Below are 16,367 nucleotides of genomic sequence, written 5' to 3' on the forward strand. Positions count from 1 at the left end.
GTCCGGAAGTCGGCCCTCGGATGACCCTCGACGCGCCTGCCGTCGGCCACGGACACCACCGTGGCGGCGACCTCGCGGGCGAAGGCGGTCTCGTGCGTGACGACATTCGCCGTCGCGTCGTCTTGGACCAAGTCCCTTATTTCTTTGACGACTTCATAGCCCGGCTCGGAATCCGGCGCCGCAGTCGGCAGGTCGGACAACGGTGGCTTCGGCTCCAGCGTGAGCGCCCGCGCCGAGCGAACCGAAGCTCCTCTGGACGGATCCGATGTCGGCCATGACGCTCGTCGCGGAATTCCTCGGAGTCGGGGGTTCATGCGGCTGCGCGGAGGGCGAGTTCGGACAGGAACCGCAGCGCGGCCCGCGCCGTCGCGTCGTTCTGCCGGAACGCGGGCCCGCCGGTACGCGGCCGGGTGAAGGCGCCGGGGGTACGGGCGTCGGTGTACGGGCCGAGCGCGAAGCGCCGTGGATGCGGTCGCCCGGACGTGTCGAGGATCCGCCCGTCGGCGGGGTCGACACGCAGCAGCCCCTCGGGGGTCTCGGCGGCCCCTTCGGCGTGCAGTTCCCTCAGCAGCGTGTCGCGGGCCCGCCCCACGGTCGGCTCGGGCAGCCGGGCCTCGACCAGGGCCCGTGCCTCGACGGCGAAGCCCGGCACGGTGGGGCTCGTGGCCCGGAACACGCCGTCGTCGGCGGTGACGGTCATGCCGGCGCCGACGAACCGCAACAGGCCGGCCCGGGACAGCGCGAGCATCTGCCGCAGCCGGGGTCCGGGCGGACCCGAGGCCAGAAAGCTGAAGAAGCCGTGCCACCAGGGGCCGATGTCCCCGAGTCGCACCAGCTGCCCGTAGACGGACAGCAGGCCGAGGAAGAGGCCCAGATCGGCACTGTGATCCGGATCGTGACGTCGGCTCAGATCACGTTCGACATAGCCGCGCAGGCCCTCCTGGAACTCCTCGTGCGAGGCGTGGCGCACCCCGTCGAGGGGATGGTCGAGCGCGGTGAGGTCGAGGCGGTCGGCCGGGCCGGGTACGGCGGCGGCGACGAGCGCCCGGAACTCGGCGGGGCCGGCGGCGGCCGCGTACTTCTTCTCGAAGTCGGCCCATCTCATCGCCGTGCGCTCGGGGTGGGCGGTGAACAGGCGGTGGTAGTGGGCGAAGCCCAGCTCCTTCTCCACCAGCGGCCACACATCGCGCCGGAAGTCGAAGCCTCCCGGCCTGGCCAGCAGTTCCCCGACCTCGGCGGGCCCGAGGAAGCGGGGCAACGGGGGCCGGGCGCCGGTCCAGTCGTAGCCGATCTTCGAGTGGTACGGCACTCCGCGCCGCGAGCCGACATACAGCACGGGTTCGCGGCCCGAGGGGAGGTAGGTGTCACCCTCGTAGCGCCCGCCCCGTCCCTCGGTGAGCAGCACCATCAGGTCGACGAAGGCGAGGCCGAAGCCCCGGACGAGGACCGCCTCGCCGGCCTGCAGCGGGGTCAGGTCGCTGTCGGCGGTGAAATCGGGCGGCAGGTGGACCAGGCCGTGCTCGCGGGCGTAGGCCGCCAGCTCGGCCTGCTGGGGGCCGAGTTCGGCGTCGAGGTGGCCGAGGGCGAGGACGACCAGGTCGGCGAGGAGGGGACGCGGGCGGCCCTCCAGCCACACCTGCTGGCGTCCCTCGCGCGGGCCGCTGACCCGCAGGGCACGCCGGGCGTGGTGGTGGACGGTGATGCCCGGAGGCAGCTCGGCGCGGGCCCGCTCGTACGCCCAGCGCAGATAGCGGCCCTGGAGCTGCCGGTCGGCGAAGGTACCGCCGTCCAGGCCCGCCCATTCGCGCAGGGTGGGACCCTCGCGCACCGGACCGTCCATGGGCACCGTGTCGTCGGTGAACATGGTGACGTCCTCGGCGTGCGAGTTCATCCACAGCAGCGGCGACTGCGCCTGGCGCCAGATGCGTCCGCCGCCCGGCGGGTGGGGGTCGACCAGGTGGATGTCGAGGTCCGAGCCGGCGTACAGCTCGGGGGCGTTCGCGGCGACGCGTTCGAGGAGTCCGGTCCCCCGCGGTCCGGCTCCCACGATCACCAGCCGGGGCCTCATCGGGCGGACTCCGTCGCGACGGCGACCGGGCCGAGCGGGATGACGGTCCTCACCCCGAGGATCCGCGGGTACAGCGCTCCGTTGCCGGACCCCGACAGCGGTTGCGGCAGGACCGGCATCGACCGGAACAGCCGGACGTACCCCCGGCCGGCCGTGCGCGGCACCGGGTTGGCAGACAGCCAAAAGACGCGCCGCGGGACGATCGTCGGGGTGTCCGCGCGCTCGGGCGCCCGGGGTGCGGCGGGGACTTGGGCGAGGGTGTCGAGTGGCATGCGAAGGCTCCGTGGTGGAGTCCCCCGCTCGGGCGAAGCCGGGAGTGGGGGAAGGTCGGACACGGTGGTGCCTTCACAGCGCCGGGCCGCGCGGCGCGGATACGGCCGAGCCCCTCAGCAGGGCCGTCCGTCGAGAGTACGTGGACGTTTCGGTCCGGTGTCAAGGCCGTCCGCACGGTGAGCCGTACGTCTCAACTCGGTTGACGCACAAGCGGATGCCTGTTCCACTTGGCCCATGCGTCCACAGCAGTGGCTGGTCACCCGCTCCCACATCGACTTCGGTCGCGTGTGGTCCTCGTCCTGTTGAGCTGACCCCCTGCGCACGCCTGCCCCGCGGCGGGCGTACTCGCGTTCTCCCTCTTCACGCACACGCCTTCACACGCGCACCCCCTCCCCTCGCGCTCCGCACCCGTTCCGCTCTCAGGAGACCACCACTCGATGCGCACACCCATGTGTCAGTTCCCCGCGGCGGCCGGCCCACCGCGCGCTCAGCAACCATCACAAGGGCAGCAACAGTCACACCCATCGCAGCCGTCGCAGCCGTCGCACCCATCGCAAGGGCAGTCGCAGTCGCAGTCGTTGCAGCACCCTTCCCGCTTCTTGCGGGACCACGGCCCCTCGTACTCGTCCGCGCAGCACATCTGGCAGCTGCAGCACAGCACCAGGAACATCCCGCAGCCGGGCAGAAATCCACGGGACTTCGGCGGATGGTGCTCGACGGGGCCGAACGCCCGGTCCACCGAGCGCCGCAGCTCGTGCGCGAGCAGGAGATGAACGAGCTTGCCGTCGGTGAACTCGGCCTCCCGCAGGGCGAGCCGGATGCCGTGCAGGGCGTCCTCGGCGAGCCGGCGCGCCTCGGTCGGAGACGTACCGGTCGCGGTGAGCGGATTCCACGCACCCGAACGCGCGTCGGCCTCTCTGTCCTCGACGGCGTCCAGGAGGTGCGCGAGCCGGCCGAAGAGGCGGCCTGCCTCGGCGAGCGGCTCGGCGTTGGCGGGCCGCCCGGCCAGTACCGCGGTGTGCGCGAAGGCGGCCGCGGTGGCCGTCTCGGTGGGCTCGGTGACCGTCAGGATCGGCGTGCCGGGCCCGGCCAGGGTCTCGATGCCGAGCTGCCGGTCGACGGCGTCGACGAGGACGTCGGTGTCGAAGCCGACCGCCGATCCGCTGTGCGCCCCGGCCCGCCCCCAGCTCGCGGCGACTCGGCGCGCCGCGGCCGCGACCGGCCTGCGTGCCAGCAGCCCGTCCCGGTCGGCGACATGGTCGCGCACCTTGGCGGAGGCGAGCACCAGCGAGACGGCGGCGGCGAGCCGCGCCCCCTCGCCCTGCGCGACGGACGCCGTACGCATCCCGCGCAGCGCGCACGGCCCGGCCGTACGTCTGGAACCGCTCACCGCTCCGGCCTGAGCCTCCGTCAGAACCGATATGAGAAGCCCGTCATAGTTGGTGACGATCCGCGCCAACTGCCCGTGATCCTTGCGCAGCGCGAGACACAGCCCGCACAAGTGCGCCATCCATTGGGCCTTGAGACTCTCTCCGAGCCGGTGACCGCACGGCCTGACGATTCCGAACACGATGATCCCCCGTGGTGTGCTGCGACGTTGAGCTGCGGCATCGTATCGACCGACTGTCGGTTCGTATCAGCGCGCACGTTCACCCGGACGCCCCGTATATCACCCATCCGCCGATGACAATCATATTTCACTCACAGTCAGCAGCCGTACGAGTCACGACCCTTGGGGCACAAGGACTCTCGACGGATCGTCTGTGCACCAGTACCGTCACAAACCCCCCGCGCGGCGTCTATCCGCTTGGCGCGCCGTCCGCATCATGGATGACCATAGGGATGCGGATACAAGAAGGACCGCTGTGAGAGGAGGCGTCCATGGGATCGGTACGCAAGGCGAGTGCGTGGCTCGGCCTCGTCGACGACAACGATGACGAGCGCTACTACGACGACGACTACTCCGAGGGCACCGAGTCCGGGAACGCCTGGGTCACGGACCCCCGGGTGAAGGTGGCCACGGACACGGCCGAGGAGAAGGGTCACCGGATCGGCACGATCACCCCGGACAGCTTCCGGGACGCCCGTGCCATCGGCGAGCTGTTCCGCGACGGTGTCCCGGTCATCATGAACCTCACGGCGATGGAGCCGTCCGACGCCAAGCGCGTGGTGGACTTCGCCGCCGGGCTGACCTTCGGCCTGCGGGGGACGATCGAGCGGGTCGCGAACCGGGTCTTCCTGCTGACGCCCCTGAACACGGAGATCGTCAGCGGTGAGCCGGCGGCCCACCGGGAGGACGGCTTCTTCAATCAGAGCTGAGGCAGGGCCGCTCACCGGCCCTGCCCCACCCCTGGGGGGATCAGCGGAAGGCGTCGAGCCCGGTGAGCGCCTTGCCCAGCACGAGCTGGTGCATCTCGACGGTGCCCTCGTAGGTGAGCACCGACTCCAGGTTGGTCGCGTGCCGCATGACGGGGTATTCGAGGGAGATCCCGTTGGCACCGAGGATCGTCCGCGCCGTACGGCAGATCTCGATGGCCTCGCGGACGTTGTTGAGCTTGCCGAAGCTGACCTGCTCGGGACGCAGGCGGCCGGCGTCCATCCGCCGCCCCAGATGGTGGGCGAGCAGAATCCCCTTGTGCAGTTCGACCGCCATGTCGGCGAGTTTGGCCTGGGTGAGCTGGAAGCCGCCGATGGGCCGGCCGAACTGCTCCCGCGTCCGCGCGTACTCCAGGGCCGTCTCGAAGCTGCTGCGCGCCGCTCCCATCGCGCCCCAGACGATGCCGTAGCGGGCGTGCGAGAGACAGCTGAGCGGTCCGCGCAGTCCGGTGACCCCGGGGAGCACGGCGGTGGCGGGCAGCCGCACGTCGTCCATGACGAGTTCGCTGGTCACGGAGGCACGCAGGGACCATTTGTGCTTGATCTCGGGGGCCGAGAAGCCGGGGCGGTCGGTCGGTACGACGAACCCGCGGATCCCGTCCTCGGTCTGCGCCCAGACGACGGCCACCCCGGCCACGGACCCGTTGGTGATCCACATCTTGCGGCCGCTCAGCACCCAGTCGTCGCCGTCGCGCTTGGCGTGGGTGCGCATGGCGGCGGGGTCGGAGCCGTGATCGGGCTCGGTGAGCCCGAAGCAGCCGATCACCTCGCCGGCCGCCATGCGGGGCAGCCACTCCCGCTTCTGCTCCTCGCTGCCGAACCGGTGGATCGCGTACATGGCGAGCGAGCCCTGCACGGAGACCAGGGACCGGATGCCCGAGTCGGCGGCCTCCAGCTCCAGACAGGCGAGGCCGTACTGCACGGCCGTGGCGCCCGCGCAGCCGTACCCGGTGAGGGACATGCCGAGCGCGCCGATGCCGCCGAGTTCGCGGGCGAGTTCCCTGATGCCGGGCAGCTCGCCCTTCTCGTACCAGTCGGCGACGTACGGCAGCACGCGGTCGTCCGCCCAGCTGCGGACGGTGTCCCGGATGGCGAGGTCCTCCGGATCCAGCAGGTCGTCGATCCCGAGCGGATCGGCGGGATCGAACGGGGGCAACTTCGCGGACGCGGACATGGAACACCCTCCGGCACACTCAGGCACAGTGAAAACTAGCAGCGCTAGTTACAACTCCGCAGCCGACGTTACGGCGCAGTGTCCCGTACGTCCAGAGCCGGGGTCAGGCCGACACTCTCGGCTGTGCGGCCTCCCGCGGGGCGGGCAGTTCCACCCCGGCGCGCCGCTGCGCGCTCTCCTCGCCGCACTGCATCACCCGCGGCAGCCGCAGCGCCATCACCGCACCCAGCAGCAACAGGCCCGCGCTCACCAGCAGCGTGACGTGCAGCCCGTGCACGAAGGAGTCCCGCGCCGCCCGGCGCAGGGCATCCCCCACGGGTCCGCCGATCCGCCCGGCGACCTCGTACGCCTCGCCCAGCGAGTGGCCCGCCGCGGCCGACTCGCGCGAGGGCACGCCCGGCACCGAGGCGAGACCGGGCGCGTAGGCCGCGTTCATCACGCTGCCCAGCAGCGCGATCCCGATCCCGGCGCCCAGCTGGTACGACGTCTCGCCGATCGCCGCCGCCCCGCCGGCCTGCTCGGCCGGGGCCTCGCTCAGCATCGACTCGTAGGCCCCGAAGAGCGTGGTCTCCAGGCCGAAGCCGAGCGCCACGAAGCCGAACAGCAGCAGGCGCGCGTTGTCGGTGCCGCCCATCGCGGTCAGCGTCACGACCGCGGCGGCGGTGAGGCAGAAGCCGAAGCACACCATGCGGCGCGGTCCGAAGCGGCGCAGCATCCGCGCGCCGGCGAGGCCCGCCGCCATCGCCGCGATCGTCAGGGGCAGCAGCCTCAGGCCCGTCTCCAGCGGCGAGAGGCCGAGCACCAGTTGCAGGTACTGGGCGGCTATCAGCTCCAGGCCCACCAGCGCGAGCATCGCCAGCACGATGCAGCCCACCGACGTGCTGAACGCCGGCCGCCGGAACATCCGCAGGTCAACCAGCGGATGCGGGCGCCGCCCCTGGCGCCGTACGAAGAAGACGAGCAGCGCCGCGCCCACCAGCAGCGGCACCAGGGTGAACGGGCTCGCCACCGGCTCCCCGCCGCCGAGCCGCTTCACCCCGAGGACGACACCGAACAGGCCGACCGCCGCCGTCAGCGCGCCGACCACGTCCCACGGGCCGTCGCGCTCGCCCCGCGACTCGGGCAGCAGCATCCGACCGACCGGCAGGCTGACCAGCATCAGCGGGATGTTGACCAGGAAGACCGCGCCCCACCAGAAGTGCTCCAGCAGGAAGCCGCCGAGCAGCGGTCCGACGGCGGCGCCGACGGCGGCCACCGCGCTCCAGATACCGATGGCCAGGGCGCGCTCGCGCCGGTCGGGGAATACCTGACGGAGGATCGACAGGGTCGCGGGCATGATCATCGCGCCGCCGACGCCGAGCAGCGCCCGGGCGAGGATCAGCGTCTCGGCGGTCTGTGCGAGCGCGGCCACGGCGGAGGCGACCCCGAAGAGGGCGTAGCCCAGCAGCAGGATGCGCCGGCGGCCGACCCGGTCGCCCAGCGTGCCGAAGAGGATCAGCAGCGAGGCGCAGACCAGCGGGTAGATGTCGACGATCCAGAGCAGTTCTATGGCACCGGGCCTGAGGTCCTCGGTGACGGCGGGGACCGCCACATGCAGTACGGTCGCGTCGAGGGCGACGAGCAGCAGGCTCACGCAGAGGACGACGAGGACGACCCAGCGGTTGGTGGCACCGGCCCCGGCCGCCCGACGGCGCGGCCGAACGGCAGCCGTGGTCGTCCCGGACATGTACGTACCTCCCAGATGATCCCTCGCGTGCTGCGGATCGACGGGGTGGGGACTTCCCCGTCGTACGGCCGGAGAGGAGCGGTGTCTCCGGCCTGCGCGAACCCTCGCGAGTGACTCGTCAGCGTACGCGAGTTCGCCGCGCGGACGCGTGGCGGACCTCTCACACGCGGGACCGAACCCGTGTGGCGTACGCCACTTCGCCTGCCCTTGACCACGCCCCGGCGAGCGGCCCGGTTCCCGGTCCCGTCGATAATCGGGCCCGTGACCGATCTTGACACGCGCGCGACCCCCTTCCTGCGCCGGGCGGCGCCGGCCCTTCTCGGGTACGCGGCCGTCCGCGCCCTGGGCCTGGTCGTGCTGGCCGGATGGAGCGCCGCGCGCGGCAAGAGCGCGTACACGCTGCTGACCGCGCGCTGGGACTCCCTCTGGTACACGCGGGTGGCCGAACTGGGGTACGGCTACGAGGTGCGGCTGCCGAACGGCGACGTCCACTCCAACCTGGCGTTCTTTCCGCTGCTGCCCTGGCTGGAGCGGCTGCTGCACGCGGTCGCGCCGCTGTCGTACGCGGACGCCGGCTTCGTCGTCGGCCTGCTCGCCTCGCTGGCGGCGGCCGGAGGGATCTTCGCGGTCGCCGAGCACGTGTACGGCCGCCGGGTCGGGGTCTGCGCGGTGCTGCTGTGGGCGGTGCTGCCGGTCGGGATCGTGCAGTCGATGGCGTACAGCGAGTCCTTGTTCACGGCGCTGGCCGCGTGGTCGCTGTACGCGGTGCTGACCGGCCGGTGGGTGAGCGCGGGCGCACTGGCGGCGCTGGCCGGGCTGACCCGGCCCGTGGGGCTCGCGGTGGTCGCGGCGGTGTGGGTGGCGGGCGTGATCTCGTTCGTGCGAGACAGAAGCACGCGGGGCGCACACGCCGAGCGCGTGGCGGACGCAGATGGCGCGCACGAGACACAGTGCGCCCCTTCTTCTATGGAAGGCGCGCACGGAGAGACGCACGCCCCTGCTCTCGCCAGCGCACCGGCCTGGCGGCGCGCCCTCGGTATGCTCTTCGCTCCCCTGGGCGCCGCCGGCTATGTGCTCTGGGTCGGCCACCGCACCGGCAAGGGCCCGCTCGGATATCTCGATGTGCAGGCCGGCTGGCGCAACGGGTTCGACGGCGGATACGCCTTCGCCCGCTTCGTGGCCGACAAGTTCACGTCATTTCCGTCGGCCCTCGCCGGCACGGGTCTGATCATCGGCGTCGCCCTGCTGATCTGGCTCTATGCGGCCGGCGTACGTCAGCGCCAGCCCGTGGCGCTGCTGGTGTACACGGGTGTCGTCCTCGCGCTCGCCCTGTGCGCGTCGAGCTACTTCGGGTCGAAGCCGCGGCTGCTGATGCCCGCCTTCCCGGTGCTGTTCCCCCTCGCGCGCGCTCTGGCCCGGCCGCGGACGTCCAGATCGGTGCTGGTCACAGCCGGCGTGGCGGCGGCGACGGCGGTCTACGGGGCCTTCTGGCTGAACGGTTCCGGTCCTCCATGATCAACTCTGCCGCGTCGATGAGCACCCTCTGAATTCCATCCCATGATTCGGTGAACGAATTCATAAGCACCCAAAAACCGACCGCGCAACATGATCAAAGGAATTGCAGGAAGCAGGCCCACGGGATTGCGGAATCCTAGGAATTCGGACCGCGCCTGAGAGGTTTCCCACATCACATCGTCATCACAAACCCGCTGTATCGACCGGGAACAGAGCTCACTCGCTGTAACGTCGATTGGGTGCGTACCGAACGAAACCTCACCCGGAGTCTGGACCGGGTGTTCGCCAGGCTGGACCGTGAGCCGGAACGACCGGCTCACATCGATGTGCCGCGGATGAGCCGGCACCGGGTCGTGCTGTTCACCGCGACCCTGGCCTTTTACCTGGCGATCATCTGGGCCGTGGTGATCACGTCATGGCTGGTCCGGCTCGACTGGCAGGTCATGTTCTTCCGGCCGTACCAGCAGTGGCCGCAGATCCACGCCTTCCTCGACTACTACGTGGTGCTCGGCCAGCGCGGCCCCACCGCCGTCATGGTCGCGGCCTGGCTCGGCTGGCGCTCCTGGCGCCAGCACACGCTGCGACCGCTGCTGACCCTGGCCACCTCGCTGCTGCTGCTGAACATCACGGTCGGCGCCGCCAAGCTCGGCATGGGGCGGCTCGGTCCGCACTACGCGACCGTCATCGGCTCGAACGAGATGGGCCTGGGCGGCGATATATTCCCCAGCGGCCACACCGCCAACGCGGTGGTGACCTGGGGAATCCTGGCCTATCTGGCCTCCACCCCGAGAGCCCGCCGCTGGCTGTCCGCGCTCTCCGCGATCACCTCCCTCGGCGTCGGTCTCACCACGGTCTACCTCGGTACACACTGGCTGAGCGACGTGCTGCTGGGCTGGGCCGCGGGCCTGCTGATCCTGCTCGCCCTGCCCTGGTTCGAGCCGCTGATCGCCAGGACCGAGACCGCGCTCTTCGACCTGCGCGACCGCCTGCGCGCCCGCCGCGGCCGCACGGCGCCCGTACCGGCCGCCCCGGTCACGCCGTCGCCGGTACTGCTCAAGCCGCTTCCCGCGCCCGCGGAGCGGTCCGCCCCGGCGCGCGAGCCGGTGTCGTCGGCGCGCGGCCCCCGGGCTCCGATCCACCGGACGCCGAGCCCGCACACGGTCCGCTCGGAGCGCACCCCGGTCACCCCGGTGGGCAGCCGCCGGCCGCCGCACGCCGACCGCCTGCCGCGCGGCACCTCCCAGCCGGCCCGTCCCGTGACGGGCGGCTGAGGCTCGGCCACGGCGGCGGGGTCCGGTACGCACAGCCCACCCCGGCCGCCACGGCGAAGGCCCCGCCTCCCTCTTCGGGAGGCGGGGCCTTCGCCGTCCGGGCGAGGAGTCTCAGCCCTTCCAGGCACGGGCCACCCGGCCGTCACGCACCTCGAAGTTGAGCCGACCCACCCGGTACTCCATGGTGATGATCGCGCCCGGCGGCAGGGACCGTACGGTCGACCACCCCCGCTCCCGGGCGAGCCGCTCGGCTCGTGGGGCGTCGAGGCCGACGTACCCGTCCGGACTGTCCTTGGGCTCCGCTGGCGGAGTGGGGATCGGTGCCATGCGGCCACGCTAGGCCGCATCGGGCGGCGACGGAAGCGGTAACCGGCGCCGGGCACCCCGGGTCCCTCTCCGGTCACACTTCTGTCACAGGTTCCCGACACCCGTTTCCGCCGAACTCCATCACACGTACGGGGGTTTCCGTTCCGCTCGCCGGGGCAATCGAACAGAATTCCCGCGTGTCGGATCGCCTCCCGAATTACCCGGCCGAAAACCTACGAGTAGTGACCGAAGGCGGCACCGAGGAGCGATTCTTCCGGAATCCGGCACATTGCGACGCGAGCTGACGCCGTATAGGAAATTCACGGATTCCGCACACAATCACCCTGCGCCCTCTGCCGGAGCATCGGCCCGGCACGAGGAGGGGCGGCCGGTCCGTCTACCCACCGCCCGCGCGGTCCCCTGTACGCGCGCCGGGTTCCGCGGCCCGGGCCAGCGCGGCATCGAGCCGGTCACGAACCGTCTTGATGACCTCGTTCATCTCGGTGGGCTCGAGCACCTCGAACGGGACGCCCATCATCATGATGTGAATGACCATCATCTCCAGGTTCGGCGCGCCGCTGCGCAGGACGCACGCGTCGTCGCCGTCGGCCTCCAGCGTCCCCGCGGACGGTGAGATCCGCTCGGCCGCCTGGTGCAGCGGCACCAGCAGCCGAACGGCGGAGTGCGTGGCGTACGCCCGCGTGGAGACGCCCTTCGAGACATAGGCGGCGAGATCCTCGGCGGGCGGCTCGCGCGGGGTGAACCGGGGGCCGTGCGGCGGCTTCGGGGTGAGGCGGTCGACGCGGAAGGTCCGCCAGTCCTGCCGGTCCACGTCCCAGGCGACCAGGTACCAGCGCCGCTCGGTGCACACCAGCCGGTGCGGTTCGACGGTGCGGCGGCTCGAGGTGCCGTCGTGGCTCAGGTAGGCGAAGCGCAGCCGCTCGGCGTCCCGGCACAGATGGGCGAGTTCGGTGAGCACGGCCGGGTCGACGGGGGCCGACGGCGGACCGGGGCGCAGCATGGGCACGGTGAAGGCGTTGAGGGCGCTCACCCGGCGGCGCAGCCGGTTCGGCAGCACCTGTTCCAGCTTGGCGAGGGCGCGTACGGAGGACTCGCCGATGCCCTCGATGCCCTGTCCGGCGGCGGTGCGCAGGCCCACGGCGACCGCGACGGCCTCGTCGTCGTCCAGCAGCAGCGGGGGCAGTTCGGCGCCCGCGCCCAGCTGGTAGCCGCCGCCGATGCCGGGGCTGGCGTTGACCGGGTAGCCCAGCTCGCGCAGCCGGTCCACGTCCCGGCGGACGGTGCGCGGGGTGACGCCGAGCCGCTCGGCGAGTTCGGCGCCGGACCACTCGCGGTGGGCCTGGAGCAGCGAGAGCAGGCGAAGCAGTCGTGCCGAGGTCTCCAACATGGGGCCGAGTCTGCCAGCGGATGCGGACAGCCGCTGTCCTGGAAGGGGACAGCGGCTGTGCGCGTCAGGTGACCGGCACCCGGGGCCCGTTCAGAGCGCGAGGCGCTGGCCGGGCACGATCAGGTTCGGGTCGTCGCCGATGACCTTCTTGTTGGCGGCGTAGATCCGCTGCCAGGTGGTCCCGTGCCGGGCGGCGATGGCGCTCAGGGTGTCGCCCTCGCGGACGGTGTAGGCACCCCGGGAGGCGCTGCGGTCGGTGTGAGCGGCCGGGCGCTCCGGCGTCTTCCCGGCCGCGGCGGACTTGGCCGGTGCGGACTTCATGGGAGCGGACTTCACGGGAGCGGACTTCGTCGTCACGCTGCCCTTGCCGGCGCTCGTGCCGGACGAGGAGGCCGCCGGTGCGGCGCCGTAGGCTCCGGCGCGACCCGAGCAGACCGGCCAGGCGCCCCAGCCCTGGGCGCGCTGGACCTTGGTGGCGACGGCGATCTGGGCGCTCCTGGAGGCCTGGTCGGCCGTCGGGGCGTAGGCGGTGCCGCCGTACGCGCGCCAGGTGCCGGCGGAGAACTGGAGCCCGCCGTAGTAGCCGTTGCCGGTGTTGATGTGCCAGTTGCCACCGCTCTCGCACTGGGCGATGCGGTCCCACACTCCGTTGTCCGCCGCGGCGGCGTTGCCGCTCACGGCCAGCAGGCCCAGCGGGGCCAGCAGCGCCGCCCCGGCGAGGGCGGCCGTCGTACGGCCCTTGCGGGCGCTGTCGTGACGATCGGTGGTGCGGGTGGTATCGGCACACTCGGACATGTAATTCCCTCTCCACGAACCCGGGCTCCCCCGGACGAGGCGCGCCTTGCCGCGGATGACCGCGGTTCCTCGCGCCCGTCCCGTCCGCCACGACCGGTGCGGCGACATTGCTCTGCCTGATGCCGGTCGGCGGACGTACCCGAGCGGTGCTCGTTGCACACGGCGGAGGAATGTAGGGAGGTAGGGCGGCCGATATCAACCAACTCGCTGTCATTCCAGGCCAGTTCGCCGTTACCCAAGGTATCGGCGATTTTCGGCCAGCCATTTCATGCGCTGATTTCACCATTTATCGACCACCCATCGAAGGGGCCTGTGACCCACTTCACCCTTTCAAGTTCCTTGACAGCGCGAAGAGTTGACCGTGAGTGGCCGGTTCCGTACCGGAGGTGACCCTGTGCGGCGGATGGTTCGATTCCGTTCTCCCCAGAGCGTGACTCCCACCACAGGACGCCCGTTGTCTTCTTCATGAGCCCGGAACGCCGGGGCTCAGGGGCCGGGAGCCACCCGGTCGACCCAGCACCGCATCCCGAGGGAGCCACCGTGCCGCGCATGCTCGACGTCAGTGACGCCGTACGCGCCGAGATCGGCGACGAAGAAGCCGACCGGCTGCTCGCCGGAGAGAACGCACCGGGCAGCTACGACTGCACCTCCTGCCGCACCCCGGGCGACTCCGAGCAGGAGCGCACCAGCACCGTTCTGTTCGTCGGCGACGAGACCGCCGTCCTCGCCTTCGCCCACGCCAGCTGCCTGCCCTCCCAGGTCGTCCAGGTCACCGAGGAGCAGCTGCAGGGCGCCGTCCGCTCCATCGGCGGCACCGGCAGCGACATGGCCGCCGGCGGTGCGCACCAGACCGCGCCCGAGCAGGCCGTGCTCGGCGTGACCAGCGGACTCGTCCTGATCGAGGGTGAGCTGCACCCCGCGCTCGTCGTCGAGCCGACCGCGCCGATCGTGCGTCCGGGTTCCACCGGGGCCGGTGACGACTTCCTCCCGCTCCTCATCGAGCAGGGCTTCATGCCGGTGACCGAGCTGGCGTCCGTTCCTCCGGTGCTGCACGGCTGGTCGGTGCTGCTCGCCGTGGGCCGGCTGCACGCGGTGCTCCAGCCCGGTCCCGACGGCGGGCAGCCGGTGGCCTGGTGGCAGGCGCACCAGCCGCTGCAGGTGACCGACAGCTGGCGGGCGGCGGCCAACAAGCACCAGCAGGTGCTGATGTTCGCGGCGCCGGTGGGGGCGATCGGGCGGCAGCCCCGGGAGGATCTGCTGCGGGAGGCGCTGGACAAGGCGGCGGCGAACGGGCAGTTGGTCGCCGCGGCGCTTCCTCTCGCGGGGACCTGAAAATCGCCTGAGGGGCGAGGGACTGCGGTGCGTTCGCGCGTGCGGGTGCGCCGCGGCTTCTCGCGCCGTTCCCCGCGCCCCTAATTGTCCGACCGCATCTCTTTAAAGTTCCGGTCGTTTGGACATACGTGCACGCATACGACACTCCTCCCCGTCGGTCCCCCTTCTCCTCCGTACCCTCCGCCCGGTCGGGGCAGGAGGGAGCCGGTGTGCCATCGGCCACGCCGATCTACGACTCGCTCTACGCGGAGTGGGTCAAGACCTTCCGTACGCTGCCAGGGGACCGCAGCGGAGAGGAGGAGCTCGGCTTCGTCGCCTTCGGGAGTCTCGGCCTCCCGGACGTCACGGGCTCGTACGGCGGCCACCGGCCGGGGTCGTTCAGCAGTTCGTACAGCGCCTACAGCGCGGGGGCCTACAGCGCCCGGCAGCAGTCGCAGTGGCAGCGGGTCGGCACCCTCGGGCGACAGCAGGACACCGGGATGCACTACGTCCCGGCGGCGCTGCCGCCGGGACCGCGCCGCGGTGCGTGACGTACGGCGAAGGGCGGCCCTCGTACCCCGGGGCCGCCCTTCGCCGTACAGTGCCGCGTCGGCTACTTCTTCTTCGTGCCGCGCTTCTCGCGCACCCGCACCGAGATGTGGATCGGGGTGCCCTCGAAGCCGAACTCCTCGCGCAGACGGCGCTCGATGAAGCGCCGGTAGCCCGCCTCGATGAAGCCGGAGGCGAAGAGGACGAACCGCGGGGGCTTGGTGCCGGCCTGGGTGCCGAAGAGGATGCGCGGCTGCTTGCCGCCCCGGACCGGGTGCGGGTGCGCCGAGACCAGCTCGCCGAGGAAGGCGTTCAGACGGCCCGTGGGAACACGCGTCTCCCAGCCCGCCAGCGCCGTCTCGATGGCCGGGACCAGCTTCTCCATGTGCCGGCCGGTGCGGGCCGAGACGTTGACCCGGGGCGCCCAGGCGACCTGGCCCAGCTCGGTCTCGATCTCCCGCTCCAGGTAGTAGCGGCGCTCCTCGTCGAGGGTGTCCCACTTGTTGAAGGCGAGGACGACCGCGCGGCCCGCCTCCACGGCCATGGTGACGATGCGCTGGTCCTGAACCGAGATGTTCTCGGAGGCGTCGATCAGGATGACGGCCAGCTCGGCCTTCTCGACGGCGGCCGCGGTGCGCAGCGAGGCGTAGTAGTCGGCGCCCTGCTGGAGGTGGACGCGCTTGCGGATACCGGCGGTGTCGACGAACTTCCAGGTCACGCCACCCAGTTCGATCAGCTCGTCGACGGGGTCACGCGTGGTGCCGGCCAGTTCGTTGACGACGACGCGCTCCTCGCCCGCCACCTTGTTCAGGAGGGAGGACTTGCCGACGTTCGGGCGGCCGATGAGGGCGATGCGGCGCGGGCCGCCGACGCCTGCGCCGCCGAAGGTCTGCGCGGGCGCATCCGGCAGCGCCTCCAGGACGGCGTCCAGCATGTCGCCGGTGCCGCGGCCGTGCAGGGCGGAGACGGGGTGCGGCTCGCCGAGGCCCAGGGACCACAGGTAGGTCGCGTCCGCCTCGCCGCTCGGGCCGTCGACCTTGTTGGCGGCCAGCACCACGGGCTTGCCGGCCTTGCGCAGCAGCCGTACGACCGCCTCGTCGGTGTCGGTGGCGCCGACCTTGGCGTCCACGACGAAGACGACCGCGTCGGCCGCCTCGATCGCGTACTCGGCCTGGGCGGCCACGGAGGCGTCGATGCCGAGGACGTCCTGCTCCCAGCCGCCGGTGTCGACGACCTTGAAGCGGCGGCCCGCCCACTCGCCCTCGTAGGTGACGCGGTCGCGGGTGACGCCGGGCTTGTCCTCGACGACCGCCTCACGGCGGCCGATGATCCGGTTCACCAGGGTCGACTTGCCGACATTGGGGCGGCCGACGACGGCGAGCACGGGCAGCGGGCCGTGACCCGCCGCCTCGATGGCACCCTCGACGTCCTCGATGTCGAAGCCCTCTTCGGCGGCGAGCTCCATGAACTCCGCGTACTCGGCGTCGCCGAGAGCCCCGTGCTCGTACTCGTGCTCGGCCGAGCCGTCGGGCTGGATCTGGTCGTTCATGAAGTCCGTACCTCGTCGTTCATCGTGGTGATCGGTGGAGCCGCCC

At 71.6% G+C, this 16,367-nt stretch carries 14 protein-coding genes; 5 read left to right on the forward strand and 9 right to left on the reverse strand.

Annotated elements, in window-relative coordinates; genetic code table 11:
* Positions 1 to 310: 310 nt before the first annotated feature.
* The 3 genes from AVL59_RS35460 to AVL59_RS35470 form a co-directional block, all read right to left on the reverse strand.
* The gene (locus tag AVL59_RS35460; protein ID WP_067312909.1) at positions 311 to 2,068 is read right to left on the reverse strand and encodes an FAD/NAD(P)-binding protein; all 1,758 of its coding nucleotides are present in this window, start codon (positions 2,066 to 2,068) and stop codon (positions 311 to 313) included.
* Positions 2,065 to 2,340 (reverse strand): hypothetical protein, encoded by a 276-nt coding sequence (locus AVL59_RS35465; RefSeq protein ID WP_067312911.1) that lies wholly within the window; start codon positions 2,338 to 2,340, stop codon positions 2,065 to 2,067. Before AVL59_RS35465 ends, AVL59_RS35460 begins: the two co-directional genes overlap by 4 nt.
* A gap of 488 nt (positions 2,341 to 2,828) precedes the next feature.
* The gene (locus AVL59_RS35470; protein WP_079147161.1) at positions 2,829 to 3,911 is read right to left on the reverse strand and encodes a DUF5685 family protein; all 1,083 of its coding nucleotides are present in this window, start codon (positions 3,909 to 3,911) and stop codon (positions 2,829 to 2,831) included.
* Positions 3,912 to 4,222: 311 nt separating this feature from the next.
* Here AVL59_RS35470 and AVL59_RS35475 point away from each other — a divergent pair, with 311 nt between their 5' ends.
* Positions 4,223 to 4,660 (forward strand): cell division protein SepF, encoded by a 438-nt coding sequence (locus AVL59_RS35475; protein ID WP_067312916.1) that lies wholly within the window; start codon positions 4,223 to 4,225, stop codon positions 4,658 to 4,660.
* 40 nt (positions 4,661 to 4,700) lie between these two features.
* On the opposite strand, the gene AVL59_RS35480 is transcribed toward AVL59_RS35475, so the two are convergent.
* Positions 4,701 to 5,891, reverse strand: coding sequence for an acyl-CoA dehydrogenase family protein (locus AVL59_RS35480; RefSeq protein ID WP_067312918.1), 1,191 nt, complete (start codon positions 5,889 to 5,891; stop codon positions 4,701 to 4,703).
* A 103-nt stretch (positions 5,892 to 5,994) separates the two neighbouring features.
* The gene (locus AVL59_RS35485) at positions 5,995 to 7,617 is read right to left on the reverse strand and encodes an MFS transporter (protein WP_067312920.1); all 1,623 of its coding nucleotides are present in this window, start codon (positions 7,615 to 7,617) and stop codon (positions 5,995 to 5,997) included.
* Positions 7,618 to 7,878: 261 nt separating this feature from the next.
* Here AVL59_RS35485 and AVL59_RS35490 point away from each other — a divergent pair, with 261 nt between their 5' ends.
* Together AVL59_RS35490 and AVL59_RS35495 are read left to right on the forward strand one after the other, a co-directional pair.
* On the forward strand, positions 7,879 to 9,132 hold the full coding sequence (locus AVL59_RS35490) for a mannosyltransferase family protein (protein ID WP_067312922.1): 1,254 nt from the start codon (positions 7,879 to 7,881) through the stop codon (positions 9,130 to 9,132).
* 239 nt (positions 9,133 to 9,371) lie between these two features.
* Positions 9,372 to 10,403, forward strand: a complete 1,032-nt coding sequence (locus tag AVL59_RS35495) for a phosphatase PAP2 family protein (RefSeq protein ID WP_067312923.1) — start codon at positions 9,372 to 9,374, stop codon at positions 10,401 to 10,403.
* Between the two features lie 111 nt (positions 10,404 to 10,514).
* On the opposite strand, the gene AVL59_RS35500 is transcribed toward AVL59_RS35495, so the two are convergent.
* The 3 genes from AVL59_RS35500 to AVL59_RS56920 form a co-directional block, all read right to left on the reverse strand.
* Entirely contained in the window at positions 10,515 to 10,730 is a 216-nt protein-coding gene (locus tag AVL59_RS35500; protein WP_067007469.1) for an I78 family peptidase inhibitor, read from the reverse strand.
* A 376-nt stretch (positions 10,731 to 11,106) separates the two neighbouring features.
* Entirely contained in the window at positions 11,107 to 12,117 is a 1,011-nt protein-coding gene (locus AVL59_RS35505; protein WP_067312925.1) for a helix-turn-helix transcriptional regulator, read from the reverse strand.
* A gap of 90 nt (positions 12,118 to 12,207) precedes the next feature.
* Positions 12,208 to 12,912 carry a LysM peptidoglycan-binding domain-containing protein gene (locus tag AVL59_RS56920; RefSeq protein ID WP_067312927.1) on the reverse strand — a complete coding sequence of 235 codons (705 nt, stop codon included), beginning with the start codon at positions 12,910 to 12,912 and terminating at the stop codon, positions 12,208 to 12,210.
* Between the two features lie 540 nt (positions 12,913 to 13,452).
* Here AVL59_RS56920 and AVL59_RS35515 point away from each other — a divergent pair.
* Positions 13,453 to 14,244 carry a hypothetical protein gene (locus AVL59_RS35515; protein ID WP_067312929.1) on the forward strand — a complete coding sequence of 264 codons (792 nt, stop codon included), beginning with the start codon at positions 13,453 to 13,455 and terminating at the stop codon, positions 14,242 to 14,244.
* A gap of 128 nt (positions 14,245 to 14,372) precedes the next feature.
* Positions 14,373 to 14,774, forward strand: a complete 402-nt coding sequence (locus AVL59_RS35520; RefSeq protein WP_067312930.1) for a hypothetical protein — start codon at positions 14,373 to 14,375, stop codon at positions 14,772 to 14,774.
* Between the two features lie 62 nt (positions 14,775 to 14,836).
* Here AVL59_RS35520 and der read toward each other — a convergent pair whose 3' ends face one another.
* Complete coding sequence (gene der, locus AVL59_RS35525) at positions 14,837 to 16,321, reverse strand: ribosome biogenesis GTPase Der (RefSeq protein ID WP_067312931.1); 1,485 nt, start codon at positions 16,319 to 16,321, stop codon at positions 14,837 to 14,839.
* Positions 16,322 to 16,367 lie beyond the last annotated feature (46 nt).

Source organism: Streptomyces griseochromogenes (genome assembly GCF_001542625.1).
GTDB classification, from domain to species: domain Bacteria; phylum Actinomycetota; class Actinomycetes; order Streptomycetales; family Streptomycetaceae; genus Streptomyces; species Streptomyces griseochromogenes.